The following is a 22,862-nucleotide window of genomic DNA, read 5'->3' on the forward strand; positions in this document are numbered from 1 at the left end:
AAATTGCTCTGCTTCTAAGAAATCCGAATAATTTCCTGACACAAAACGTTATAAGCCATTTTAGCCGAAAAAAAGCGGAAAAAGCTATCATAATGGTAGGAGTTTCATTGTTTTTTTAGTTGCGGGGATGAAAACTAGCTAGATGTTAAGAATCATTAGAAAAAGTGTATGATAGAAGTAGCTATTTTCGAAAAGGCGGTGCGGTAATGAAGAAATTGGAAGAGATGACTTTGGAAGAATTATGGGAATTATTTCCGATTATTTTGAAGGAGCACAATAGGGACTATTTGAAATGGTACGAGGAAGAGAAGCGGAACTTAACAGAATTGTTCGCGGATTTTGATATTCAACGGATCAATCATATCGGTAGTACTTCAGTTGAAGGCTTGATTGCTAAGCCAATCGTGGATATTTTGCTGGAATTTCCTGACGGGTATGATATGGAAGGTGCTTCAACGAGGCTACAGCATGCCGGATGGATTGTGATGAACGATGATAGTGAAAATCAAACACTAGATTTAAACAAGGGTTATACACCGGAGGGCTTTGAGGAGAAGGTTTATCATCTGCATGTCCGTGCGTTAGATGATTGGGATGAGCTTTATTTCAGAGATTACATGCGTGAGTACCCAGAAGTTGCGCGGGAGTATGAAGCGCTGAAGCTGTCTTTGAAGGAAAAGTATGAACACGATCGTGATGCGTATACTGATGAAAAATCCGAATTCGTGCAGAAGTATAGTCAAAAAGCTCGTCAGGAATTTGGCTCGCGCTATTTGCCTAAATAAATTTCGTGTTTCGTGCTATGATAGAACCGATAAGAATTGCGAGGAGGACGAAGGTATGAAAGAGATCGTTTTATTTGGCGACAGTTTATTGTCTGGTGTGATGAATGGTGAGCCCAGCGATATTTTAGATAAGTATATCCTTGATGAGCTGACGGAAATGGGCTTTCCTGGGTATTCATTAGTTAAGTTGGGCAAACGTGGTGAGACTTCTGCGGATGGCTTGGCTCGAGTGGGTGAAGCCGTGGATGCGGAGGGGGACTTTGTGGTCATTTCCTTTGGTACCAATGATTCATTAAAGCATGCCGATTCACTAGAAGCATATGGTGAAAATCTAAAAGAGATTATTGAATCCTTTGACGCGTCAAAGGTCATTTTACTGACAACTGGCTATATCAATACGGATATCTATTCGAAGGGTGATAACGAGCGGCAACAGCTTTTTGCTCAGAAAGCGAAAATGGTGGCGGCAGAATCAGGTGTCAACGTGATTGATCTGTATCATCATATGACTGTCTATCCAAAACCAAATGAGTTCGTGCAAAAATTTGACGGCATCCATCCGTCAGACGAAGGTTATCATTTCTTAGGTGCTTTGATTGCACGGGATATCAAAGAAATTTTACTAGCAGAAGGGTAAGAACATGGCAAATCATTATTATTCAGAAAATCCTGAGACAGCACACGATCTACATCAATGGTCGTTTGAATTAGCAGGGAAGAATTTTCAATTCGTGACCGATAGCGGCGTCTTTTCTCGGGATACGGTCGATTACGGTTCCCGGGTATTGATCGAGCATTTCGATGCAGAGAATTTACCAGAAGGGACTTTGTTAGATGTTGGCTGTGGCTATGGTCCGATCGGTATGGCGTTGGCTTATCAAACCGACCATCCAGTTGAAATGATCGATGTAAACAATCGTGCGGTAGAATTAGCGCAAGGCAATGCCAAGCGCAACGGCATCGAAGCTGATATCCACCAATCGAATATTTACGAAACCTTGCATCAGGTAGAATACGCAGCGATCATCAGCAATCCACCGATCCGTGCCGGCAAAAAAGTCGTTCATCAAATCTTGAGCGATGCGGAGCCTTTATTGAAGGTCGGCGGCACGTTGACGATCGTGATTCAAAAGAAACAAGGTGCACCGAGCGCGAAAAATAAGATGGAAGAAGTCTTCGGCAACGCTGAGATCGTGGCAAAGGACAAAGGCTATTACATTATTCGCAGTGTAAAGGAATAGAAATCATCCCGTTCGTTCAATTTTTGAATGCGCGGGATTTTTTTGCGTTTTGGGAAAAGGCTTGCAAGTCGAACCAAATAAAGGGTACAATCACATTGACTCATGTTTTTCACAAATGTGACTGGAGGGTAAGTCTATGCAAAAAGAAGAAGATAAATTACTGGTACGCATCGCTGAAATGTATTACCAAGAAGATAAAAATCAAAGCCAGATTTCGAAGGAATTAAATATTCATCGCAGTACGATTAGCCGCTTGTTGAAACGTTCCCGTAACGAAGGAATCGTCAATATTTCCATTAATTATGACAAAGCCGGAACCTACAGCATCGAAAAAGAGCTGCAGGAAAAATTCGACTTGGAAAAAGCGATCATTGTACAAGCGGGTGCTGATCTAAGTCGGACACAAAAGGATAAATTATTGGCACAAGGTGTCGGCGAATACCTTACCGAGATTATCAAAAACGACATGATTTTTGGTTTTTCGTGGGGGGAAACAATGTCCGCGATTCCGGAAGGGCTGACCAATTATGATGTGGAAAATATTTTATGTGTGCCGATGATTGGCGGACCATCCGGCCGTTTGATCAGTGATTATCACGTCAACACGATTACCTATGAAGCTTCGAAAAAGCTGAAGGGTCGTGCGTTATTGATTGATTCACCAGCTTTTCCTGAAACCGTCGCTTTAAAGAAAGCCTTGATGGAAAATGAATTCAATCAAGAGCTGATCGATTATTGGCGCAAGATCGACATTGCCATCTTAGGAATCGGTTCGCCGACCTTGAAAGCGAGCGAGAGCTGGAAACAGTTCTATGGCGAAGATGTCTTGGCTTATTTAGAAGGCAAAAAAGTCGTTGGTGACGTCGTTTCTCGTTTTTATAATATCGAAGGCGAACACATCGATAATACTTTGGATGATCGTTTAATCGGGATCGATATTGCCGATTTAAAACGTGCACCTTATCGAATCGGGGTGGCTGAGGCGGTTGATAAAGCCGATGCGATCGCGAGCGCCTTAAAAGGGCGCTATATCAATGTGCTAGTCACGACAGAAGAAACCGCACGAGAAGTGTTGAAAAGATAGGCTTGGCCTATCTTTTTCTATCTAAGGAGGGAGCCATGCAAGTTATTCGATTGCTTCAAACAACCTTGATTTTATTGAGCCGCAAGCAAGTAACCGCAAGAGAATTGGCGGAGCGATTTCAAGTTTCGGTTCGGACAATCTATCGCGACGTAGATGCGCTGAGTTTGGCGGGGATTCCTGTTTATGCCAACAAAGGACGTAATGGCGGGATTTTTCTCGATGATTCTTATCATGTTAGTAATGCCTTGATCGAAAAAGAAGAGCAGGATGATCTATTTTTAGCGCTGCATTTATTGCAATCGGTAGGCTTGGCGGATACAGAAGAGCTGCTGAAAAAAATGGGGACGGTCTATGATTGGAGCGAGTGGCTGGAGGTCGATCTGAGTCAGACGGAGATCACTAGCCAGACTTTTGAGCATATCAAAGAAGCGTTATTCAATCACTGCGAGATCGATTGTGTCTATCATACCGAATATGGTCAGACCCGATTGCTATCACTGGCACCGAAACGCATATTGTACAAGTATCAGACCTGGTATTTGCTGGCTTGGGAATTGACCAAAAAAGAATGGTCCCTATTTCCTCTCAAACAAATCAGAAATGTTGTTTTAAAAAAGCCGATCGACTATCCATTTCCAGAAGAGGTATTGGTGTTTCCGCAGCTATCCGTTCATTTGCGTTTTAGCAAGCGGATCGCCTATAAAAAATATGCGGAGTTCGCAGATTTTGATTGGACGGACAATCCCGATAGCAGTTTTGAAGCCACACTGACCTTTGCGGAATTTGACGATCTGTATCGTTTCTTGATTCCATTGGGAAAAAATGTGGAGATTCTTGGACCGGATTGGATTCGTGAGAAGGTCTTGAATTACGTAGCGGCTTTTTACCAGAATCATTTTTAAATATGACATGTTTTGGCACGTTGGTTCGTTACAATTAAGAAAAATGAATGTCAGGAATGATATTCGTAGGCAACTAAACTTATTTTTATAAACGAGGGGGAAAATACTATGAAATTCGAACAAATCGTCAAACCTGATCAATGGATTCTTTCACAAAAATTTACGGTGAAAGTTGAGGAGATTCCGCAAGTCATTGGACCGACCTTTATGAAACTAGGAGGGTTTATTCAGGAACAGGGCAGCCAAATTCTTAGTACGCCATTCGTCTCGTATAAGAATATGGATGAGAATGGCGGGCTAGACGAATCAGCGATCGAAATGGAAGTTGGCTTTCCAGTAGCGGAAGAAGTAAAGAATGCTGCGGATATTGACAGCAACAGCTATTTTCTTCCATCCTACAAAGCGTTATCTGGTTTGTATGTCGGGAAATACGATGAGATGACTGATCCGTATTTCGCCATGATGGATGAAATCAAACGAATCGGCGGGAAATTCAGCGGGATCTCTTATGAGTATTATCTCAGCGATGAAGAAATTCCTGAAGAACAACAAGAGACGATCATGGAATTGGTTTACGAATAAAAAATGAATAGTTGATTTGTCTGGACGAGTTGAATGACTCGTCTTTTTCTTATCTCTTTTTTGCACTTTTGTGATTTTGTTTTAAATTAATTGCAAAAAGTTATTGACAACGTTTTCTTTTCCCTTTACTATAAAGGTGCAACAAATGTTAAATTAAAATCACAAATGTTAAAAGGAGCGTTTGCAATGGATTGGTTAGATGTAGAAGGAAAGACAGTCATTGTTACAGGCGGCTCATCAGGTATTGGGGCAGCCATTGTCAAAGAGTTGTGTGAGTTAGGGATTAATGTGGTAAATGCAGATTTGCGCGAAGGAGCATATGTGCATGAGAATTTAGTTTTTAGTCAGACAGATGTTACTTCACCTGAATCGGTGGAACAGACAGTAGCAGCTGCTGTAGCGAAATTTCAAACGATTGATGCGGTGGTCAATAATGCCGGTATCAATATTCCAGCTTTACTAGTCGATGAAAAAATGGCGGAGGATGGAAAATTCCAGATCAATGAGTCGATTTTCAACAAAATGATCGACATCAATCAAAAGGGTGTCTATCTGATGGGACAAGCAGCTGGACGGGTGATGGTTGAACAGGGCCACGGCGTGATCATCAACATGTCATCGGAATGCGGACTAGAAGGTTCGGAAGGACAAAGTGTTTATGCGGCAACTAAGGCAGCAGTGAACAGCTTCACTCGTTCTTGGGCCAAGGAATTAGGTAAAAAAGGTGTCCGTGTTGTTGGTATCGCACCAGGAATTATGGAAGAAACTGGTTTACGCACGATTGAGTATGAAACAGCGCTGGCTTATACGCGTGGGATTACTGTTGAACAATTACGTGCAGGCTACACCAATACGAAGACGATTCCACTTGGGCGTGACGGCAAACTAAGTGAAGTCGCTGATCTCGTGGCGTACTTTGTATCTGGTCGTTCAAGCTATGTGGCTGGTGTGACCGTCAATGTGGCTGGTGGTAAGACTAGGGGGTAGAAGAAAATTATGAACAAAGTAGTTTTAGTGGCTCATGGCAGACTGGCTCATGAAATGAAGAATTCCGCCGAAATGATCTTCGGCGCATTGCCTGATTTTGAATCGGTGGAATTCTTGAAGGAAGAGGGTTTGGACACGATCCAAGAAAAAGTTTCTGCGGCAATGTGTGAGCAGGAGGCATCCTATCTGGTGTTGACCGATTTATTCTGCGGCACACCTTACAATGCTAGCTGTGCAGTAGCGATGAAGAATCCCGACCGCGAGATCGAAGTCGTGTCGGGAATGTCGTTACCGATCGTCTTAGAAGTTGCAAGTATGCTGGGTAGTAATTTGCAGGATATTGTGAATCATGCAACAAGTATTCCCTGCGACACAGTGAAAGCGTTTAAACAACAAATAATTGAAGAAGAGGAGGATTTCTAAGATGCAAATCAAATTATCACGAATCGATGATCGCCTGATCCATGGACAAGTTGCCACTGTTTGGGCGAAGGAAGCTGGGGCAAAACGGATCATCGTGGTCAGTAAAGAAGTCGCTAATGACGAGATTCGCAAAACATTGGTAAAACAGGCGGCACCGCCGGGCATCAAAGTGAACATCGTTGACCCGGAAAAAGCAGTGAAGGTCTACAACAATCCGAAATATGCGGATGAAACAGTCTTCTATCTATTTACTAATCCAATGGAAGTTTTGGAGCTGGTACAGCTGCAGGTGCCGATCAAATCGATCAACATCGGCGGGATGCAATTCAAAACGGGGCGGACACAGATCACCAAAGCCGTCTCAGTCGATCAGACAGAAGCGGATGCCTTTCGTAAGCTGGGAGCATCAGGTGTGGAACTGGACTTACGGGTAGTCGCGACTGATCCAAAGGGGAATTTTGAAGAGAAACTGAAGGAAGCAGGGTTTTAATTATCAATTAGGAGGACATAAAAATGGAATTATCAGTATTGCAAATTGTATTTATTTTTCTTTTTTCATGTGTATGCGGGATGGGCAGTGTGTTGGATGAGTTTCAGACGCATCGACCGTTGATCGCCTGTACGATGGTTGGTCTGATCTTGGGTGATGTGCAAACAGGAATTATTTTAGGTGGAACGTTAGAGCTGATTGCTCTGGGCTGGATGAACATCGGCGCAGCGCAGTCACCGGATTCGGCGTTAGCCAGTGTCATTTCTACTATCTTAGTCGTCGTTGGTCAGCAGGATATTCAATCAGGGATCGCGATTGCTTTACCAGTCGCAGCAGCTGGGCAGGTATTGACGGTTATTGCGCGGACAATCACGGTGGCCTTTCAGCATGCGGCGGATCGGGAAGCGGAAAAAGCGAACTTCAATAAGATCATCTTCCTGCATTTTAGTGCCTTATTCATTCAAGCCTTGCGAGTGGCAATCCCAGCCACGATCGTAGCAGCATTCGTTAGCGCGGAGATGGTCACGAACATGCTGAATATGATTCCGGACGTGATTACCGGCGGGTTAGCAGTTGCTGGTGGATTCATCGTAGTAGTCGGATATGCGATGGTATTGAACATGATGAGCGTGGCGTACTTGATGCCATTCTTCTATCTTGGCTTCGTCATGGGCGGTTACTTGGAGTTCAGTTTGTTGGCCTTCGGAATCATTGGCTTGATCACAGCGTTAGTCTATGTGCAGCTGAATCCCAACTTTAAGAAAAACGAAGTCCAAGGCAATCAGATAGCGGCCGTTGTTGCCGGCGAGTTAGCCGATGATGAATTAGAAGATTAAGGGGGCAAAAAAATGGAAAACACTTCAATGGTAGAAACGAAGAAAGATATTTATGCACAATCACAATTAACGAAGAAAGATCTAATGACCACGTTTGTCTTTTCGAATTTCCAGCAAGCATCCTTTAACTTTGAACGAATTCACGCCTTGGCTTTCTGTGTGGATATGATTCCAACGATTCGCCGAGTGTATAAAACAAAAGAAGAGCAATCGGAGGCTTTGAAACGGCATTTGACCTTCTTCAATACAACACCTGCTGTTTGCGGTCCGGTCATAGGTGTGACGATGGCGATGGAGGAAGCACGGGCAAGCGGTGCGGATATTGATGATGGAACGATCAATAGCTTGAAGGTCGGATTGATGGGACCACTAGCGGGCGTTGGTGATCCGTTGGTCTGGGGAACATTACGTCCGATCACCGCAGCTTTAGGTGCATCGTTAGCCTTGTCAGGAAATGTGATGGGACCGATTTTGTTCTTCGTTGCTTTCAACGCGATTCGTTTAGCGATGAAATGGTTTGGTTTAACTTATGGATTCAGTAAAGGGATGGATATCGTCAAAGATTTATCCGGGAATCTGCTGCAAAAATTAACGGAAGGCGCGACGATTTTAGGATTGTTCATCATGGGTGTTTTAGTAACCAAGTGGACGACGATCAATATTCCCTTGGTTGTTTCGGAAACTCCTGGAGCTGATGGAAAAACAGTGATTACCACGGTTCAAAATGTTTTAGATGATTTGGTGCCAGGTTTGCCAGCTTTAGGCTTAACGCTTTTAATGATGTATTTATTGAAGAAAAAAGTTAGTCCGATCGTTTTGATCTTTGTTTTATTCGCAGTTGGAATCGTGGGTTATTGGTTAGGTATTTTAGCTTAATATTATATAGAAGAAACTAGGGGGAGCAGCAGTGAAAACGAAAGCAGTGCGTTTATATGGTAAGAAGGATTTGCGCTTGGAGGAATTTGAATTACCTGAAATTAAAGAAAACGAAATTTTGGCTTCGGTCATCACCGACAGCATTTGCATGTCGACATGGAAATTAGCCAATCAAGGAGCGGATCATAAAAAAGCACCAAACGATTTAGCAGAAAATCCGATTATCATCGGTCATGAATTTTGCGGCGAACTGCTGGAAGTAGGTGGAAAATGGGCCCATAAGTATAAAAAGGGTGAACGCTATGTGCTGCAGGCAAATCTGCAATTGCCGGATCGGCCAGACTGTCCGGGTTACTCTTATCCTTATACTGGCGGTGATGCGACCTATATCGTGATCTCAGAAGATGTCATGAATCAGGATTGTTTGATTCCTTATAAAGGTGATACCTATTTTGAAGGCTCATTGATCGAACCCTTATCCTGTGTAATTGGTGCTTTTGAAGCCAATTATCATTTAAAAGAGGGCTCCTATGAACATAAAATGGGGATCAAAGCTGATGGCAGTCTGCTAATTATGGGCGGAACAGGACCGATGGGCTTGTTGGCGATCGATTATGCGTTGCATGGACCGATCAAACCGAAAAAATTGGTGGTGACGGATCGTGATGCAGAAAAATTAGCGCGTGCGGAAAAACTCTATCCAAGTCAAAACGGGATCGAAGTATCTTACGTGAATGTAGCGGATGTTGAGGATCAAGTCAGTCTATTGAAGGAAACGGCTGACGGAGGCTTCGATGATATTTTTGTCATGATCCCAGTGGCGCCAGTCGTTACCGATGCGGCAAACCTGCTGAATCCAGATGGGTGTTTGAATTTCTTCGCAGGACCGCAGGCCAAAGAATTTTCTGCGCCAGTGAATTTCTACGATGTGCATTATTCGTTTACGCATTTTGTCGGAACCTCTGGCGGAAACACGGAGGATATGCGTAAAGCAGTTAAGCTGATTGAAGACAAACAAGTTAAGGTTGCCAATGTGGTGACACACATCCTTGGTTTAGATGCAGTTGGAGAAACGACCTTAGATCAGCCAGCGATTGGTGGCGGGAAAAAGCTCGTTTATACCCATAAACAATCAGAATTGAAAAAAATATCGGACATTGCTCAAGAGTCCGAGTTAGGAAAAATTTTGGCAGAAACAGACGGTATTTGGAGTCAGCAGGCGGAAAACTATGTTCTGAACAATTGCCCGAATATTTAATTTTTATTTAAGTAAATGAATTATTTAATCGTTTTCACTTTTTCTGTTTTGGTAATGTTCGGGTTTTAGAGTGAAAATGACCTAAATATTAAATAAGAATCGCCACGAAAAACACTGATTTTCGTGGCGATTCTTTTATAGATTGTCCTTCAAGAATTGGACAGTATTTTGATAAGCAATATCGGCATAGCCTTCACCATGGACGGTACCAGTAATCAATTTTGTTTCACTGGGCACTCCCTTTTCGGCGAGTGCAGCTTGTAATTTATAGATGCCTGATAACGGAACCAATTCCTTTAGTGAGTTGGCGATGAAAAGAGGTCCGCTGTTATTTGATACACGCGATAATGGATCGGCTTGTTTTAAGCGTGCCATATCTTGATCCACATAATTCAAGATGAACCATTTGTAAAAGGCGTCATTCGCCCCGTCTTGGTCGATTTTTCCGCTAGCTTGTTGATCAAAATTGGGTTTTTGATTCATAGCCGGAACGACTTCTGGATGTTGCTGTACCCAATCGTAAAGATCGATAATGCCAGACCAGGAGGCGGCAGGAATCCCTTTTTGCAATGCCAATTCAATTGATAAATTACCACCAGCAGAAGATCCCAGAGCGACGATTTTTCCCTTCACCGGATAATCGCTGTTTACTAGCCAGTCATAGACGTTTAATAGGTCATCCATGGCAGCGGGGAAGATATGATCTGGCGCTAGGCGATAATTGGGTGCGATAACGAGAAAGCCATCATTTGTCAATCGTTCCGCCAGTGTCGCTTCTTTGGCTTTATCTCCCCGAAACCAGCCGCCGCCGTGAATCAAAATGATCGCTGCTTCAATTGTTTTCGGTTCATAAATATCTAGTGCTAATTGATTTTCTTTGTCATAAATATAATCTTTGATCATTGTAATGCTCCCTTTAAATCAAATCATTTTCTTTGGTTGGTTGAGGCTGTTGCTGCATCAACTCAGCTAAGATAGCTAACAATTGCTGCTGAGCTGTTTCGTACTGATCGACCTGATCGCCGAATTGTTGATTGAAGCCCTCCAAGCCATCCTTAACAAAGGCGTATTCGTATTGGTAAACAGCATCGTAAGCTTTCGTGAAACGCTGCAGCAGCGCCATTTGAGAATCTAACTGAAGCGCCATTTGGATCACACGAAAATCTGTGTAGGCCAGTTCAAATTGAACTGCCCAGATACGCATAAATTCATGCTGATTCTTGATGTGCAGAAAATGGTGTTCTGTCGTCCAGCTAAGATTTTTGATCGCTCCTATCACATCTAACATTTTCTCACCAGCTTTCTTGTTCTATAGTCTTTAATCTACACTCTTTTTTCAGCAGGGCAAGTAAGAAGTCTTCCCTTTTGATGAAAAAGGCTTTCTTTCTATTTTCTCCTTTGCTACACTAAGAAAAAAGTGCAGAGAGTTGGTTCATGATGAAGATCACCATCAAAGAAATCGCTGAAATGGCAGGTGTTTCCGTAACGACTGTCTCTCAGATTTTAAATAATAAAGGTAGCCGCTTTAGCGAGCAGACACGAAAAAAAGTCTTAGCGATCGTTGAAGAGCATCAATATAAGCCGGATTTTTTTGCGGCAAATTTGATTAATCGTCATTCAAAAACGATCGGAATGATCGTGCCAGATGTGACGGACTTTTTCTTCTCAAAAGTGATTGAAGGGGTAGAAAGTTATTTAAACCCTTTAGGCTACATGATCATTTTGTGCAATTCACGTCATGATATTGACCAAGAAAAACGTTATTTAAATGAATTGTCTCATCGGTCGGTAGATGGGATTTTGCTAGCTACGCCGAATCATTTAGAGGATGAGCATAAGCTGGGGAGTGATTTTTACCGTAAACACCCAATCGTTCTGATTGACCGGGGATTGAATGATCGCGATTGGGGTCAGTTGTTAGTAGAGGAATATGCTGGGGCGCAGGAAGTATTGAGAATGCTGGTAGATAAGGGTCATCGGCATATCGGCATGTTGAAGGAAAGCCAAGGATACTATCAATTGACAGAACGTCTGAAGGCCTATCGACAAATCATTTTTGAGTATCAGCTGCCCTTTGAAGAAGACTATGTTGCCTCAGGTGAATTAACGATTGCTGGCGGTTATCATGCAGCGAAGAAAGTATTAAAGAATGAAAAGATCACAGCGATCTTTTGTGGGAACGATGAGATGGCGATTGGCTGCTATCAAGCCATTTATGAAGCTGGTTTGAAGGTCCCTGATGATATCTCTGTTGTTGGATTCGACGGGTTGGAGGTTAGCAAGTACATGGTCCCGCCATTGACGACCGTCTTTCAACCGAGTACTGAGATTGGTTTTTCAGCGGCGAAATTCTTAGTGGATGCGATCAATTTCCCTTCTCAGCGAATCCCGAATAAAATCTTCCAAACTAAATTAATTATTCGTGAGAGTGTGAAAGAAGTAGATCAGGGTTGACAACGGGCTCACTACCCGTTATAGTAACGATGGTAGCGCTAACAGAAAGCGCTTCTAGATTTAGTAAACTGTTTTACTAAAGTGGTTTACCTTTCGCCATTTTATTGTATAATACTTTTTGAAGCTTGGAGGAAAACCTATGAGAATGGTAGATTTGATCGAGAAAAAAAGGGACGGTAAGGCCTTATCAAAAGAAGAACTCGACTTCATTATTGAGGGCTATACAGACGGAAGTATTCCTGATTATCAAATGAGCGCACTGTTGATGGCGATCTTTTATCAAGATATGACGGATGAGGAAATTTCTCATTTAACTTTGGCTATGGCGAATTCGGGAGACATCATTGATTTGTCTTCTATTGAAGGCATTAAGGTGGACAAACATTCGACTGGTGGCGTTGGCGATACAACGACTTTAGTTCTAGCTCCGCTCGTGGCAAGTGTCGATGTACCTGTAGCAAAAATGTCTGGACGAGGGCTTGGTTTTACTGGCGGTACCTTAGATAAATTTGAATCGATCCCCGGCTTTAAAATTGAATTATCTGATCAAGAGTTCATTGATATTGTAAACAAGAGCAAAGTGGCTGTCATCGGTCAGTCAGGTAATCTTGCTCCGGCGGATAAGAAGCTTTACGCATTACGGGATGTAACGGCAACGGTTGATTCGATCCCGTTGATCGCCAGCTCGATCATGAGTAAAAAAATTGCGGCAGGTGCCGATGCGATTGTCTTAGATGTGACAACAGGCGAAGGTGCCTTCATGAAGAACATCGAGGACGCCAAGCGCTTAGCGAAAACAATGGTACGAATCGGAAAACTGGCAGGACGTCAAACGATGGCGGTTATTTCGGATATGTCTGAGCCGTTAGGCGAAGCGATCGGGAACAGCCTGGAGATCGTAGAAGCGATTGATACGCTCAAGGGCAATGGGCCAGCTGATCTGACTGAAATGTGCTATGTCTTAGGTAGTCAAATGGTGGTTCTGGCAGGCAAAGCAGCAACGTTGGATGAAGCAAGAGTGATGTTGGAAGAAGCGTTGCACTCAGGCAAGGCGTTAGAAAAATTCCGTGAAATGGTCAAGGATCAAGGCGGCGACGCGACAGTGATTGACCAAACAGAAAAAATCTTGACCGCAAAATATGAGATCGAACTCCCAGCGAAAACTTCCGGTTATGTGACTGAGTTAGTCGCGAATGAGATTGGGATCGCGGCAATGCTGTTAGGTGCAGGACGCAAGACCAAAGAAGAGGACATCGACCATGCAGTAGGGATCAAGCTCCACAAGAAGATCGGTGATAAGGTTGCTGAAGGCGAATCACTATTGACGATTTATGCAAACTCTAATGAGATCGATGATGTGAAAAAATTACTTTATCAAAATATTTCTATTGGGGAAGAGCCCAAAGAGCCTATTTTAATCCACGATATCATTACCGAATAAGTATTTAAAACTTTTTTGTAACAATAAAAAGTATATTATAATAAAAGAAGTGAGGAACAGAAATGGAAATCAATCGAATGATCGACCACACAATTTTAAAAGCGGATGCGCAAAAAGCAGATGTGATGAAAATTATTGAAGAAGCAAAAAAATATCGTTTCTATTCCGTCTGCATTAATCCTACTTGGGTGTCACTTGCAGCTCAAGAACTAAAAGGCGAACCTGTTGCGGTCTGCACTGTGATCGGCTTCCCGTTGGGGGCAACGACTACTGAAGCAAAAGCCTTTGAAGCAGCTAATGCGATCCAAAATGGAGCGGCTGAAGTCGATATGGTCATTAACATCGGTGAGCTAAAAGACGGCAACTACGAAAAAGTTCAAAAAGATATCGAAGCAGTTGTAGCGGCCGCGAAAGATAAAGCCTTAGTAAAAGTCATCATCGAAACGTCTCTATTAAATAATGAAGAAAAAATCAAAGCCTGCGAATTAGCTAAAGCAGCGGGAGCAGATTTCGTTAAAACATCGACTGGCTTCTCAACTGGCGGTGCGACTGTCGAAGATGTACGCTTGATGCGTGAAACCGTTGGTCCTGAAATGGGTGTCAAAGCTTCAGGCGGTATCCATAATGCCAAGGAAGCAGCAGCGATGATCGAGGCGGGGGCAACACGTTTAGGTGCCAGCTCAGGTGTCGCTATTATGAACGGCCTATCTGGTACGGGGTACTAAGATCGGAGGCAATCACATGAGTAAACAAGAATGGATCGACATTGCAGTCGAAGCACTCGATAAAGCATATGTCCCATATTCCAAATTTCCTGTCGGCGCGTGTCTCGTGACCAAAGAAGGAAAAACGTACCAAGGCATCAACATTGAAAATGCCTCTTACGGCTTAACCAATTGCGCAGAACGTACAGCGATTTTTAAAGCTGTTTCGGAAGGCGAAAGAGAATTTAGTCATTTAGTGATCGCTGGTCACACACCAGATCCAATTTCTCCATGTGGCGCTTGTCGTCAAGTTATGGCGGAGTTCTGCGATCCAGCGATGCCAGTAACCTTAGTCGGTGACAACGGTGTAACCAAGGAAATGACCGTTGAAGGCTTACTGCCATATATTTTCACTGATAAAGATCTATAAAGATCTATAAAGATCTATAAACCATGTTCATTCAGTCGCAGGACTGTTGAAAAAAAATCCATATTTAGGGGGCTTTACAGAAATGAAAAAAGCAAAATTATTTGGCCTAGGTACCGTGGCAATGGCAGCGTTGCTGACTCTAGGAGCTTGCGGCGGCGGTAGTGGCGGCGGTTCAACTGATTCTTCAGGCGGAGCGGCCAAAGACGATGCAAAACACAGCGTAGCAATCGTAACAGACATTGGTGGGGTGGACGACCGTTCATTTAACCAAAGTGCTTGGGAAGGTCTTCAAGCATGGGGGAAAGAACACGATATCAAAAAAGGTACTGGCGGATACAACTATATCCAATCAAACGATGCTTCTGAATATGAACAAAACATTTCACAAGCTGTTACTAACGGATTCAAGACAGTCTTCGGTATCGGTTACTTGCTAGCTGACCCGATCTCAGCAGCAGCAGATCAAAATCCTGATACAAACTTCGTTATCATCGATTCAGTAATTGAAGACAAAGACAACGTTGCTTCAGCAACATTTAAAGACCAAGAAGCAGCTTACCTAGCAGGTGTAGCAGCAGCTGAAACAACTAAATCTAACAAATTAGGTTTCGTTGGTGGTGAAGAAGGTGCCGTAATCGACCGTTTTGAAGCTGGTTTCGTTAAAGGGGTAAAAGATACTGCTAAAAAATTAGACAAAGACATTTCTGTAGACGTCCAATATGCAGCTTCATTTGGTGATCCTTCTAAAGGGAAAGCTTTGGCAGCGAACATGTACAATGCTGGCGTAGATATCATTTATCATGCTTCAGGCGGTACTGGTCAAGGGGTCTTCTCAGAAGCGAAAGCACGTAACGAAAAAGCCAACGAAGCAGACAAAGTTTGGGTTATCGGTGTCGATAGCGACCAACAAAACGATGGTAAATACAAATCTAAAGATGGTAAAGACAGCAACTTCTGTTTGACTTCAACACTTAAAGGAGTGGGTGCAGCGGTTCAATCAATCTCTACGGATGCATTGAATGACAAATTCCCTGGCGGCAAACACTTATCATTTGGTTTGAAAGACGGCGGTGTTGATTTAACAGACGGATTCCTTTCAGACGATGCGAAAGCAGCTGTTAAAGAAGCAAAAGAAAACGTTTCTGCTGGCGATATCAAAGTTCCAGAAACTCCTGAAAAATAATCATTCAGGTGTGACCATAGTCTCCAACAAGCGAGACTATGGTCCTCTTTTAAAAAAGAGTCTTCTTTTTTTAGCCAAGTCACGGCCTGCGCTGTGTTTGGCTAAGGGAAGAACGCCCTTAGCGTTGCAATGTTTTGTCAGGTTTAGAAAGCGATAGGATGTGAAAAGAAAGTGACAGAAGAACAAAATGTCATTGAGATGCGCAATATCACCAAGCAATTTGGCACGTTTAAAGCAAATGACAACATCAATTTACAGATTCGTAAAGGTGAGATTCATGCACTTTTAGGTGAAAATGGTGCTGGTAAATCGACACTTATGAATGTTTTGTCAGGGTTATTGCAGCCAACTTCTGGGGAGATCTTGATGGATGGTCAGCCAGTCGACATCTCAAGTCCAACTAGAGCCAATCAATTAGGGATCGGAATGGTCCATCAGCATTTCATGTTAGTTGATGCTTTTACCGTTACGGAAAACATTATTTTAGGTAGTGAGCCGCGCAAAGGTGGCGTACTGGACCAAAAGAAAGCAAAAGCCGAGATTGAACGCTTGTCACAGGAGTATGGATTGAAGGTTGATCCAGATGCCTATATTCGAGACATCTCAGTGGGGATGCAGCAACGGGTCGAAATTTTAAAAACCTTGTACCGTGGTGCGAATGTTCTGATTTTTGATGAACCAACGGCCGTATTGACACCGCAAGAAATTGACGAGCTGATTATGATCATGGAAGGCCTGATCAATGAAGGCAAATCAATCATTCTAATCACCCACAAGTTAGATGAAATCAAAAAAGTCGCGGATCGTTGTTCCGTCATTCGTCGAGGACAATACATAGGAACTGTCGATGTAAAAGATGTCAGCTCGCAGCAACTAGCCGATATGATGGTTGGCCGATCTGTTTCATTTAAAACAGATAAAGCGCCAGCAGCGCCGGGTGAAGTCGTTCTTTCAATTAAAAATTTAGTCGTAAAAGAAAGCCGCGGTCTGGAAGCTGTTAAAAACTTGTCTTTAGATGTTCATCGTGGTGAAGTTGTCGGGATTGCCGGAATTGACGGTAATGGACAGACTGAATTGATCCAAGCATTGACTGGATTGCGCAAAGTCGAAAGTGGTACAGTGACGATCAAAGGAGAAGATGTGACTGGCAAATCGCCTCGTCATGTCACGGAGACAGGTGTCGGACACGTACCGGAGGACCGCCATAAGTATGGGCTGATCCTGCCATTGCCTTTATCTGAAAATATCGCTTTACAATCTTACTATCATGCACCTTTCAGTAAGAACGGTATCTTGAATTATGGTGAAATCGATCGTTACGCGAAACGTCTGATTGAAGAATATGATGTGCGGACGACTGGCGAAAAAGCACCTGCCGCTTCACTTTCAGGTGGGAATCAACAAAAAGCCATTATTGCACGAGAAGTTGACCGTGATCCAGATTTATTGATCGTATCACAACCAACTCGTGGACTGGATGTTGGTGCGATTGAATACATCCACAAACGTTTAGTTGAACAGCGCGACAAACAAAAAGGTGTGCTGTTGGTAAGTTTTGAGTTAGATGAAATTTTGAATGTCTCTGACCGTATCGCGGTTATTCATGCTGGGGAGATCGTTGGTATCGTAGATCCGAAAGAAACTTCTGAGAACGAGCTTGGTCTATTAATGGCTGGTTATAGTTTAGAAGAAGCGCGAGCAGAATTAGCAAAGGCTGGTGAGACAAATGAATGATCGCTCAGAAAAAATTAGAAATATTTTAGTACCGATTATTTCAGTTATTTTAGGATTTGTTCTTGGTGCTGTTTTGATGTTAGTATTTGGATTTAATCCGATTGAGGGCTACAACGCGATGTTTAGCTCGGCTTTCCAAAGCAAGATGTCAATCGGGGAAATCTTGGTTGGTGCAGGTCCGCTGATCTTTACCGCATTAGGATTTTCTGTTGCCAACTCGGCTGGATTCTTTAACGTCGGGTTGTCAGGGCAAGCTCTATGTGGCTGGGTCGCAAGTATCTGGGTCGCATTGAGCATGCCGGATTCACCAAAGATTGTGGTTGTACCATTAGCAATCATCGTTGGTGCTTTAGCCGGTGCTGCAGCTGCAGCGATTCCTGGTTTATTAAGAGCCTTCTTTGGAACCAGTGAAGTAATCGTAACGATCATGATGAACTACGTAATTCTTTATGTAGCCAATCATATCGTCAACCACGTGATGTCACCAGATATCATCTCAAACAAAGGGGTCACAAAAGCAGTTGGCTTGAACGCGTCCTTACGTGAGCCTTGGTTGACTGAATTATTCGGTGGTTCACGGGTCAACATGGGATTTATCTTAGCATTGGTATTCTTAGTGGTCGTTTGGTTCTTGATGAAGCGCACGACATTAGGTTTTGAAATTCGTTCCGTTGGTCTGAATCCTTTTGCCTCTGAATATGCAGGGATGAGCAGCAAGCGTACGATCGTAATCTCAATGATTATCTCTGGCGCCCTAGCTGGTCTGGGTGGTGTCGTTTATGGTCTAGGTACCTTCATGAACTACTTTGTTCAAGGGTCATCGATCAGTATCGGATTCGATGGTATGGCCGTGTCGCTATTAGGAAACGGCAGTTCTGTCGGAATCCTATTATCTGCGTTACTGTTCAGTGTCTTGAAGCTGGGCGGACAAGGGATGCAGTTCTCAGGTATTCCTAGTGAATTAGCCAATAGTGTTATTCCGTTGATCATCTTCTTCGTGGCAATCAACTATATCGTACGTGTTGGTTTAGCAAAAGTAATGGGCGGTAAAAAAGAAGTCGCTACTGTCCAAGAAGTCGAAAGTGCTCCGAATGAAGAATCTGAAAAAGGGGGCAAAGTCTGATGAATATGGATTTATTAGCTTCAATTATTGCTCAGACACTCGTGTATTCTGCACCATTGATTTTAACCGCGCTTGGCGGTGTGTTTTCAGAACGTAGCGGGATCGTAAACGTTGGTCTGGAAGGAATCATGGTTGCCGGTGCATTTAGTTCAGTTGTATTTAACTTAGCGTTTGCCAATCAGTTTGGCGCGATGACTCCTTGGCTAGGTGTTCTAGTCGGCGGTCTTGCAGGCATGGCATTCTCCTTACTACATGCTGTTGCGACGGTCAGCTTCCGTGCTGACCACATCATTAGTGGTACAGTAATGAACTTATTGGCACCGCCATTAGCGATTTTCTTGATCAAAGTGATTTATGGAAAAGGTCAAACAGATACAATCCAACAACAGTTTGGTTACTTTGATTTTCCTGGATTAAGCAAAATCCCAGTTATCGGTGAATTGTTCTTTAAAAATACCAGTTTGCCAGCCTACTTTGCGATTTTAGTCGCAGTTATTTCTTGGTTCGTGATTTTCAAAACGCGCTTCGGTTTGCGTCTTCGCTCTGTTGGTGAAAATCCACAAGCGGCAGATACGTTGGGAATTAACGTGTATGCTTTACGTTATTCGGGTGTTCTGATTTCAGGCTTCCTTGGCGGTATGGGCGGAGCAGTCTTCGCGCAATCAATCGCTGGACGCTTTGCGCAAACAACCATCGCTGGTCAAGGGTTCATTTCACTAGCAGCGATGATCTTTGGTAAATGGAATCCGCTAGGTGCGATGGGGGCTGCGATCTTCTTCGGATTCGCACAAAACTTGAGTATCGCAGGGTCAAACTTGCCGATCATTTCATCAATTCCAGACGTATATCTACAATCAGCACCATACGTCTTAACCATCGTGGTACTGGTCATTTTCTTAGGAAAAGCAGCAGCACCAAAAGCAGACGGTGTCAATTACATCAAATCAAAATAATTCTTTCGTTTTCAAAGGGTGGGGCTATGGGACAATGTTCTTAGTCGCGCCCTTTGTCAGTTCTACTTCCTGCTTTAGCAGGTTAGTAGAATGATATGCGTGATGAGGATCAAACTAACATTTTTGCTTTTTGAAAAAGTTAATTCCTTAAAACGAATTAGCTGCCAGTCCAACTTTCGCAGTTGCTCAAGGTTGGACTGGCAAAAAGTAAAGTTTTAAGATTATATATTGTGACGAGTCGTTTAGTTGGATGGTATGCGTACGAAGATAGAATCATTTTTCGTGGTTTTTGAAAAATGAATTCATAAAAAAATGAGCTAGCTGCCAGTCCTAATCCAAATTTTAGTACGTTAGTGGAACTATTGACGTCACGCAATGGCTTTCAGTTTACGGAACATCAAGAACCCAATATACTTGGGTTGTGTCGGTATTCTTCGTCCGACAGTATTTTTGTTAAATTTATAAGCAGCTTCGTCTTGCTTATTTTGATATAAATTAATAGAAAGAGGGAATAGAAATGTTTAAGCGCATTCACTTAGTCGTAATGGATTCAGTAGGTATCGGAGAAGCGCCAGATGCTGAAAAATTTGGAGATGTAGGTTCAGATACCTTAGGCCATATTGCAGAAGAGGCTGGTTTGAATATACCGCATTTGGAACAGCTTGGACTTGGAACGATTCGTCCATTAAAAGGTGTGAAAGATGTAGCGGATCATGATGGTTATGCGACAAAATTGGAAGAGATTTCTGTTGGTAAAGACACAATGACGGGGCATTGGGAAATTGCTGGATTGAATATCCAAACACCGTTCCGTGTCTTCCCAGAAGGCTTCCCGCAAGAATTGCTGGATAAAATCTCTGAGTTCTCTGGTCGCGGTATCATCATGGGCGCCAACAAGCCTTATAGTGGAACGGAAGTCATCAAGGATTTCGGTGAAGAGCAAATGAAGACCGGCGATTTGATTATCTACACGTCTGCTGATCCGGTATTGCAGATTGCCGCTCATGAAGAGATCATTCCTTTAGAAGAATTGTATAAGATTTGTCAGTATGTCCGTGATATTACGAAAGATGATCCTTACATGATTGGTCGGATCATTGCTCGTCCTTATCTAGGCGAACCAGGCAACTTCACTCGTACCAGCAACCGTCACGACTATGCCCTTGATCCATTTGGCAAAACTGTTTTGGATTCATTAAAGGATAACGGCAAAGATGTCATCGCAGTTGGTAAGATCAACGATATCTTTAACGGTCAAGGTATCACCGATGCGGTTCGTACAAAGAGCAACATGGATGGCGTCGACAAATTGCTAGATGTAATGAAGAATGATTTCACTGGATTGAGCTTCACGAACTTGGTTGATTTCGATGCGTTGTTCGGTCACCGTCGCGATGTCGTCGGCTATGCTCATGCGATCGAAGAATTTGATTTACGGATTCCTGAAATTTTGGATGCGATGCAAGAGGACGATCTATTGATGATTACTGCCGATCACGGGAACGACCCAACCTTTACCGGAACAGACCACACCCGTGAATACGTGCCATTCTTGGTTTACAGCAAGAAGATGGAGGCACAAGGAAAATTACCGCAAGGCTACTATTCAGATATTGCTGCAACAATCGCTGAAAACTTTGACGTACCGGCAACTGAAAATGGCGAAAGCTTCTTGAAACTATTGAAATAAAAACTATCTATAAAGGAGACGTTTATGACAGACTTACAGGATAAAATTCAACAAACAGCAAGCTATATCCAAGACAAAGGAGTAGCGGATGTTGCATTCGGCTTGATCTTAGGTTCAGGTTTAGGCGAATTAGCAGAGGAAATCGAAAATCCCGTGGTGATCCCCTACAACGAGATCCCACATTTTCCAGTATCAACCGTAGTTGGGCACGCTGGACAATTAGTTTATGGCAGTTTAGCTGGTAAAAATGTTTTAGCGATGCAAGGTCGTTTCCACTATTATGAAGGAAACACGATGGAAACAGTGACGTATCCAGTTCGTGTCATGGCGGCACTAGGCATTCACTCAGTGGTTGTGACCAACGCAGCTGGCGGTGTGAATGAAGGCTTCCAGCCTGGAAACTTGATGCTGATCACTGACCACATCAACTTCATGGGAACCAATCCGTTGATCGGACCAAACGATGAAAATATGGGACCACGCTTCCCAGACATGAGCGCGGCTTATACCAAAGAATATCAAGAAAAAGCCCGCGAAGTTGCAGACAAATTATCGATTGATCTTCAGGAAGGCGTTTATCTTGGCATGACCGGTCCAACGTATGAAACTCCTGCGGAAATTCGGATGGCGCGGACGATTGGCGCGGATGCTGTTGGTATGTCAACCGTACCTGAAGTCATTGTTGCGGCACACAGCGGCATGAAGGTTCTAGGGGTTTCTTGTATTACCAACTTAGCCGCAGGCATGCAAGCCAACCTGAACCACGCGGAAGTGGTGGAAACTACAGAACGTGTGAAAGAAGACTTTAAGAAACTAATCAAAGAAACTTTGGCAGTTCTGTAAGAAATTTATTAAGACGATAATTAATGAAGTAGGAGGAATACAATGAGCGTTCATATTGAAGCGAAACAGGGTGAAATTGCTGATAAGATTTTATTGCCGGGTGATCCGTTGCGGGCAAAATTTATCGCAGAGAACTTTTTGGAAGATGCGAAATGCTATAACAATGTGCGGGGAATGTTAGGCTACACTGGAACTTATAAGGGTGAGCGTGTTTCTGTACAAGGGACTGGGATGGGAATGCCATCTGCTGGAATCTATGCGCAGGAATTGATCCAATCCTACGGCGTGAAGAAATTGATTCGCGTAGGAACCTGCGGAGCGTTGTCTAAAGATGTTCACGTGCGTGACTTGATTATTGCTCAAGGTGCGGTAACAAGTTCTTCAATGGTGAAAAAACATTTTCCAGATTTCCACTTTGCACCGATTGCTGATTTTGATCTGATGATGAAGGCCTATGAAGTGGCGAAGGAAAAAGGCTTCACGACACATGTTGGAAATGTGCTGTCAGAAGATACCTTCTACAAAGATGATTTGGCACCAACCTTTAAATTAGCCGAGTATGGTGTGATGGGCGTTGAAATGGAAGCGGCGATCCTGTATTACTTAGGCGCCAAATTCCACGTTCAAGCACTAGGTATTATGACCGTCAGCGATCATATGGTGACGGGAGAAGAAACAACTTCTGAAGAACGTCAAAATACCTTTAAAGACATGATGTATGTTGGATTGGAAACGTTGATTGCAGAATAATTTGGTAGAGACCGTTCTTCATTAATGAAGGGCGGTTTTGTCGTGTATTTCAAGGTTGCTAGGTATAATGGAAGAAATACTCAGTAGGAGGAA

Annotated in this window: 25 protein-coding genes; 23 read left to right on the forward strand and 2 right to left on the reverse strand. The window is 43.2% G+C overall.

Features of this window, described 5'->3' with window-relative positions; genetic code table 11:
* Window positions 1-206: 206 nt before the first annotated feature.
* The 12 genes from AC4J95_RS16105 to AC4J95_RS16160 all read left to right on the forward strand — a co-directional run bounded on the left by AC4J95_RS16105 (window position 207) and on the right by AC4J95_RS16160 (window position 9,464).
* A complete protein-coding gene (locus tag AC4J95_RS16105; protein WP_494550730.1) occupies window positions 207-785 on the forward strand; it encodes a GrpB family protein in 579 nt (192 codons plus the stop codon).
* 55 nt (window positions 786-840) lie between these two features.
* Window positions 841-1,422 carry an SGNH/GDSL hydrolase family protein gene (locus AC4J95_RS16110; protein ID WP_494550731.1) on the forward strand — a complete coding sequence of 194 codons (582 nt, stop codon included), beginning with the start codon at window positions 841-843 and terminating at the stop codon, window positions 1,420-1,422.
* 4 nt (window positions 1,423-1,426) lie between these two features.
* Window positions 1,427-2,026, forward strand: a complete 600-nt coding sequence (locus AC4J95_RS16115; protein ID WP_494550732.1) for a class I SAM-dependent methyltransferase — start codon at window positions 1,427-1,429, stop codon at window positions 2,024-2,026.
* A 136-nt stretch (window positions 2,027-2,162) separates the two neighbouring features.
* The gene (locus AC4J95_RS16120; protein WP_494550733.1) at window positions 2,163-3,110 is read left to right on the forward strand and encodes a sugar-binding transcriptional regulator; all 948 of its coding nucleotides are present in this window, start codon (window positions 2,163-2,165) and stop codon (window positions 3,108-3,110) included.
* Window positions 3,111-3,145: 35 nt separating this feature from the next.
* The gene (locus tag AC4J95_RS16125; RefSeq protein WP_494550734.1) at window positions 3,146-4,012 is read left to right on the forward strand and encodes a helix-turn-helix transcriptional regulator; all 867 of its coding nucleotides are present in this window, start codon (window positions 3,146-3,148) and stop codon (window positions 4,010-4,012) included.
* A 108-nt stretch (window positions 4,013-4,120) separates the two neighbouring features.
* A complete protein-coding gene (locus AC4J95_RS16130; protein WP_494550735.1) occupies window positions 4,121-4,594 on the forward strand; it encodes a GyrI-like domain-containing protein in 474 nt (157 codons plus the stop codon).
* 186 nt (window positions 4,595-4,780) lie between these two features.
* Window positions 4,781-5,581, forward strand: a complete 801-nt coding sequence (locus AC4J95_RS16135; protein ID WP_494550736.1) for an SDR family oxidoreductase — start codon at window positions 4,781-4,783, stop codon at window positions 5,579-5,581.
* A 9-nt stretch (window positions 5,582-5,590) separates the two neighbouring features.
* Window positions 5,591-6,004 (forward strand): PTS sugar transporter subunit IIA, encoded by a 414-nt coding sequence (locus tag AC4J95_RS16140; RefSeq protein ID WP_494550737.1) that lies wholly within the window; start codon window positions 5,591-5,593, stop codon window positions 6,002-6,004.
* A gap of 1 nt (window position 6,005) precedes the next feature.
* Window positions 6,006-6,494 carry a mannose/fructose/sorbose PTS transporter subunit IIB gene (locus tag AC4J95_RS16145; protein WP_494550738.1) on the forward strand — a complete coding sequence of 163 codons (489 nt, stop codon included), beginning with the start codon at window positions 6,006-6,008 and terminating at the stop codon, window positions 6,492-6,494.
* Between the two features lie 23 nt (window positions 6,495-6,517).
* Entirely contained in the window at window positions 6,518-7,330 is an 813-nt protein-coding gene (locus AC4J95_RS16150) for a PTS mannose/fructose/sorbose transporter subunit IIC (RefSeq protein WP_494550739.1), read from the forward strand.
* Window positions 7,331-7,342: 12 nt separating this feature from the next.
* Window positions 7,343-8,206, forward strand: a complete 864-nt coding sequence (locus AC4J95_RS16155; protein ID WP_316402449.1) for a PTS system mannose/fructose/sorbose family transporter subunit IID — start codon at window positions 7,343-7,345, stop codon at window positions 8,204-8,206.
* A gap of 31 nt (window positions 8,207-8,237) precedes the next feature.
* Window positions 8,238-9,464, forward strand: coding sequence for a zinc-binding dehydrogenase (locus tag AC4J95_RS16160; RefSeq protein ID WP_494550740.1), 1,227 nt, complete (start codon window positions 8,238-8,240; stop codon window positions 9,462-9,464).
* 135 nt (window positions 9,465-9,599) lie between these two features.
* On the opposite strand, the gene AC4J95_RS16165 is transcribed toward AC4J95_RS16160, so the two are convergent.
* Both AC4J95_RS16165 and AC4J95_RS16170 read right to left on the reverse strand, forming a co-directional pair.
* Complete coding sequence (locus AC4J95_RS16165; protein ID WP_494550741.1) at window positions 9,600-10,367, reverse strand: alpha/beta hydrolase; 768 nt, start codon at window positions 10,365-10,367, stop codon at window positions 9,600-9,602.
* A 13-nt stretch (window positions 10,368-10,380) separates the two neighbouring features.
* Window positions 10,381-10,752 carry a hypothetical protein gene (locus AC4J95_RS16170; protein WP_494550742.1) on the reverse strand — a complete coding sequence of 124 codons (372 nt, stop codon included), beginning with the start codon at window positions 10,750-10,752 and terminating at the stop codon, window positions 10,381-10,383.
* A gap of 149 nt (window positions 10,753-10,901) precedes the next feature.
* On the opposite strand from AC4J95_RS16170, the gene AC4J95_RS16175 reads away from it, so the two are divergent.
* From AC4J95_RS16175 to deoD, 11 genes are all read left to right on the forward strand, one after another.
* On the forward strand, window positions 10,902-11,918 hold the full coding sequence (locus AC4J95_RS16175) for a LacI family DNA-binding transcriptional regulator (RefSeq protein WP_494550748.1): 1,017 nt from the start codon (window positions 10,902-10,904) through the stop codon (window positions 11,916-11,918).
* A 139-nt stretch (window positions 11,919-12,057) separates the two neighbouring features.
* The gene (locus tag AC4J95_RS16180; protein WP_494550743.1) at window positions 12,058-13,359 is read left to right on the forward strand and encodes a pyrimidine-nucleoside phosphorylase; all 1,302 of its coding nucleotides are present in this window, start codon (window positions 12,058-12,060) and stop codon (window positions 13,357-13,359) included.
* 62 nt (window positions 13,360-13,421) lie between these two features.
* Complete coding sequence (deoC, locus tag AC4J95_RS16185; RefSeq protein ID WP_316402444.1) at window positions 13,422-14,084, forward strand: deoxyribose-phosphate aldolase; 663 nt, start codon at window positions 13,422-13,424, stop codon at window positions 14,082-14,084.
* A 16-nt stretch (window positions 14,085-14,100) separates the two neighbouring features.
* The gene (locus AC4J95_RS16190) at window positions 14,101-14,493 is read left to right on the forward strand and encodes a cytidine deaminase (RefSeq protein ID WP_494550744.1); all 393 of its coding nucleotides are present in this window, start codon (window positions 14,101-14,103) and stop codon (window positions 14,491-14,493) included.
* Between the two features lie 82 nt (window positions 14,494-14,575).
* The gene (locus AC4J95_RS16195; RefSeq protein ID WP_494550745.1) at window positions 14,576-15,676 is read left to right on the forward strand and encodes a BMP family lipoprotein; all 1,101 of its coding nucleotides are present in this window, start codon (window positions 14,576-14,578) and stop codon (window positions 15,674-15,676) included.
* A gap of 198 nt (window positions 15,677-15,874) precedes the next feature.
* A complete protein-coding gene (locus tag AC4J95_RS16200; RefSeq protein WP_410470515.1) occupies window positions 15,875-17,410 on the forward strand; it encodes an ABC transporter ATP-binding protein in 1,536 nt (511 codons plus the stop codon).
* A complete protein-coding gene (locus AC4J95_RS16205) occupies window positions 17,403-18,533 on the forward strand; it encodes an ABC transporter permease (RefSeq protein ID WP_316402440.1) in 1,131 nt (376 codons plus the stop codon). Before AC4J95_RS16200 ends, AC4J95_RS16205 begins: the two co-directional genes overlap by 8 nt.
* Window positions 18,533-19,486, forward strand: a complete 954-nt coding sequence (locus AC4J95_RS16210) for an ABC transporter permease (RefSeq protein WP_494550746.1) — start codon at window positions 18,533-18,535, stop codon at window positions 19,484-19,486. Before AC4J95_RS16205 ends, AC4J95_RS16210 begins: the two co-directional genes overlap by 1 nt.
* 517 nt (window positions 19,487-20,003) lie before the next feature.
* The gene (gene deoB, locus AC4J95_RS16215) at window positions 20,004-21,176 is read left to right on the forward strand and encodes a phosphopentomutase (RefSeq protein ID WP_316402438.1); all 1,173 of its coding nucleotides are present in this window, start codon (window positions 20,004-20,006) and stop codon (window positions 21,174-21,176) included.
* 24 nt (window positions 21,177-21,200) lie between these two features.
* Window positions 21,201-22,019 (forward strand): purine-nucleoside phosphorylase, encoded by an 819-nt coding sequence (locus AC4J95_RS16220; RefSeq protein WP_494550747.1) that lies wholly within the window; start codon window positions 21,201-21,203, stop codon window positions 22,017-22,019.
* 42 nt (window positions 22,020-22,061) lie between these two features.
* The gene (deoD, locus tag AC4J95_RS16225) at window positions 22,062-22,769 is read left to right on the forward strand and encodes a purine-nucleoside phosphorylase (protein ID WP_316402436.1); all 708 of its coding nucleotides are present in this window, start codon (window positions 22,062-22,064) and stop codon (window positions 22,767-22,769) included.
* Window positions 22,770-22,862: the final 93 nt, after the last annotated feature.

It is taken from the genome of Enterococcus sp. GPZ-007 (genome assembly GCF_059374735.1).

Coding starts and splice junctions, on each gene's coding strand:
- AC4J95_RS16210 (WP_494550746.1), top strand. CDS start 18,533: ATGAATATGGATTTATTAGCTTCAATTATTGCTCAGACACTCGTGTAT.
- AC4J95_RS16125 (WP_494550734.1), top strand. CDS start 3,146: ATGCAAGTTATTCGATTGCTTCAAACAACCTTGATTTTATTGAGCCGC.
- AC4J95_RS16145 (WP_494550738.1), top strand. CDS start 6,006: ATGCAAATCAAATTATCACGAATCGATGATCGCCTGATCCATGGACAA.
- AC4J95_RS16120 (WP_494550733.1), top strand. CDS start 2,163: ATGCAAAAAGAAGAAGATAAATTACTGGTACGCATCGCTGAAATGTAT.
- AC4J95_RS16170 (WP_494550742.1), bottom strand. CDS start 10,752: ATGTTAGATGTGATAGGAGCGATCAAAAATCTTAGCTGGACGACAGAA.
- AC4J95_RS16205 (WP_316402440.1), top strand. CDS start 17,403: ATGAATGATCGCTCAGAAAAAATTAGAAATATTTTAGTACCGATTATT.
- AC4J95_RS16110 (WP_494550731.1), top strand. CDS start 841: ATGAAAGAGATCGTTTTATTTGGCGACAGTTTATTGTCTGGTGTGATG.
- deoD (WP_316402436.1), top strand. CDS start 22,062: ATGAGCGTTCATATTGAAGCGAAACAGGGTGAAATTGCTGATAAGATT.
- AC4J95_RS16135 (WP_494550736.1), top strand. CDS start 4,781: ATGGATTGGTTAGATGTAGAAGGAAAGACAGTCATTGTTACAGGCGGC.
- AC4J95_RS16105 (WP_494550730.1), top strand. CDS start 207: ATGAAGAAATTGGAAGAGATGACTTTGGAAGAATTATGGGAATTATTT.
- AC4J95_RS16180 (WP_494550743.1), top strand. CDS start 12,058: ATGAGAATGGTAGATTTGATCGAGAAAAAAAGGGACGGTAAGGCCTTA.
- AC4J95_RS16155 (WP_316402449.1), top strand. CDS start 7,343: ATGGAAAACACTTCAATGGTAGAAACGAAGAAAGATATTTATGCACAA.
- deoC (WP_316402444.1), top strand. CDS start 13,422: ATGGAAATCAATCGAATGATCGACCACACAATTTTAAAAGCGGATGCG.
- AC4J95_RS16165 (WP_494550741.1), bottom strand. CDS start 10,367: ATGATCAAAGATTATATTTATGACAAAGAAAATCAATTAGCACTAGAT.
- AC4J95_RS16130 (WP_494550735.1), top strand. CDS start 4,121: ATGAAATTCGAACAAATCGTCAAACCTGATCAATGGATTCTTTCACAA.
- AC4J95_RS16150 (WP_494550739.1), top strand. CDS start 6,518: ATGGAATTATCAGTATTGCAAATTGTATTTATTTTTCTTTTTTCATGT.
- AC4J95_RS16175 (WP_494550748.1), top strand. CDS start 10,902: ATGAAGATCACCATCAAAGAAATCGCTGAAATGGCAGGTGTTTCCGTA.
- AC4J95_RS16190 (WP_494550744.1), top strand. CDS start 14,101: ATGAGTAAACAAGAATGGATCGACATTGCAGTCGAAGCACTCGATAAA.
- AC4J95_RS16220 (WP_494550747.1), top strand. CDS start 21,201: ATGACAGACTTACAGGATAAAATTCAACAAACAGCAAGCTATATCCAA.
- AC4J95_RS16200 (WP_410470515.1), top strand. CDS start 15,875: ATGCGCAATATCACCAAGCAATTTGGCACGTTTAAAGCAAATGACAAC.
- AC4J95_RS16140 (WP_494550737.1), top strand. CDS start 5,591: ATGAACAAAGTAGTTTTAGTGGCTCATGGCAGACTGGCTCATGAAATG.
- AC4J95_RS16115 (WP_494550732.1), top strand. CDS start 1,427: ATGGCAAATCATTATTATTCAGAAAATCCTGAGACAGCACACGATCTA.
- deoB (WP_316402438.1), top strand. CDS start 20,004: ATGTTTAAGCGCATTCACTTAGTCGTAATGGATTCAGTAGGTATCGGA.
- AC4J95_RS16195 (WP_494550745.1), top strand. CDS start 14,576: ATGAAAAAAGCAAAATTATTTGGCCTAGGTACCGTGGCAATGGCAGCG.